The organism is Kitasatospora sp. NPDC047058, from assembly GCF_040643935.1.
In the GTDB taxonomy this organism is placed as follows: domain Bacteria; phylum Actinomycetota; class Actinomycetes; order Streptomycetales; family Streptomycetaceae; genus Kitasatospora.
Genome location: NZ_JBEYVJ010000771.1, coordinates 1 through 1,844, shown reverse-complemented (window position 1 = coordinate 1,844; position 1,844 = coordinate 1). Strand labels below are relative to the sequence as shown.

Here is a 1,844-nt window from a genome sequence, read left to right as displayed (position 1 = left end):
GAACCGCACCGGGGCGAACCGCACCGGGGCGAACCGCACCTCGGCGCCGCCGCCGAGCCGGACGAGCCGGTCGTGCCCGCACCCGCGCCGCCGCCGCCCGCGGCCGGCCACTCCGGCCCGCAGAACGGCCAGCTGGCCGCGCTGATCGAGGAGGCCGGCTTCTCGCACGCCGGCCTGGCCCGGCGGGTGGACCAGCTCGGCCTGGAGCACGGGCTCGACCTGCGCTACGACAAGACCTCCGTCACCCGCTGGCTCCGCGGCCAGCAGCCGCGCGGGGCCACCCCCGCGCTGATCGCCGAGGTCTTCACCCGCCGGCTCGGCCGCCGCCTCACCGCCCAGGACCTCGGCCTGGACGCCTGCGCCCCGGTCTACGCCGGCCTGGAGTTCGCCGAGACGCCGCAGGAGGCGGTGGACATCGTGGCGAGCATGTGGCGCAAGGACAACGGCCCGCAGTCCGAGCTGCGCCGGATCGCCTTCACCCCGGCCGGGCTGGTCGTCCCCAGCCGGGACTGGCTGATCGGCCGGACCGACGAGCGGGTCGCCCGGGACGGCTCCACCCTGCCCCGGCCGGACGCCGCCGGCAGCCAGGCCGCCGCCCCGAACGCGCCGGCCGCAGTCCCGGCCCGTGGCCCGGCGCTCGGCGGACCCCCGGCGCCCGTCGTCCGGTCCACCGCCAGCCCTGCGGCCGCGGCCGCCCAGGCCGGGGCGGGCGCCCTCGGCCGGGTGCCGACCCAGAGCCGCCGCCCGCCCATCGCCGTCGAGCCGCCCTACACCGACCCGGCCCGCGAGCCGCGGCCGGCGCTGCGGGTCGGCCGGGGCGACATCGCCGCCATCCGCGCGGTCGGCGACCTCTTCCGCGCGCTGGACCACGCCTACGGCGGCGGCCACGCCCGCCAGGCGCTGGTCCGGTACCTGGAGAGCGAGGCCGAGCCGATGCTGCGCGGCCGGTACGGCGAGCAGATCGGCCGGGCGCTGTTCGGCGCCGTCGCCGACCTGACCAGGCTGGCCGGCTGGACGTCCTTCGACATCGCCGCGCACGGCCTGGCCCAGCGCTACTTCGTCCAGGCGCTGCGGCTCTCCCAGGCCGCGGGGGACCGCGCGCTCGGCGGGTACGTGCTGGTGACGATGAGCCAGCAGGCGGTGCACCTCGGCCACGGCCGGGAGGCCGTCCAGCTGGCCCGGGTCGCCCAGCAGGGCGTCGGCACCGCCGTCCCGCCCACCGTGCAGGCGCTGCTGCACGCCGCCGAGGCGCGCGGGCACGGCCTGCTCGGCGACGTCCGGGCCTGCACCACCGCGCTGGTGCGCTCCGAGCGGTCGCTGGCCGCGGCCCGGGTCGGGGACGAGCTGCCCTCCTGGGCGCGCTACTTCGACGAGGCCCAGCTCTCCGACGAGTTCGCCCACTGCTACCGCGACCTCCAGCAGTGGCGGACGTCCGCCCAGCACGCCGAGAAGTCGCTGCGGCTGCGCTCGCCCGCCTACGCCCGCAGCCGGATCTTCTGCCGGCTGGTGCTGGCCACCGCCCGGCTCGGCATGGGCGACCTGGACGAGGCGTGCTCCATGGCCACCGACGCCCTGCGGGCGGCCGGCGAGATGCGTTCGGCCCGCTCGCTGGAGTACGTGCGGGACTTCCACCGGCGGCTCACCCCGTACCGCGGCAGCCCGGTGGCCCGCGCCTTCGAGGAGACGGCCCGTCAGGCGGGGGTGATCTAGCGGGAGCGGCCGGGACCGCGGCGAGGAGCGGCCGGGACCCGGCCTAGCGGTCACCGGAGCCCTCGGCGTTCACCCCGCACCGGCCGCCCCTGACGGCGGCCGGTGCGGGCGTCCCCGCGCAGGCGCTGCGCGCG

At 78.9% G+C, this 1,844-nt stretch carries 1 protein-coding gene; it reads left to right on the top strand.

Annotation, left to right across the window (positions count from 1 at the left end):
• Positions 1-72: 72 nt before the first annotated feature.
• Complete coding sequence (locus ABZ885_RS40330) at positions 73-1,710, top strand: regulator (protein ID WP_360200057.1); 1,638 nt, start codon at positions 73-75, stop codon at positions 1,708-1,710.
• The last annotated feature ends 134 nt before the right edge of the window (positions 1,711-1,844 follow it).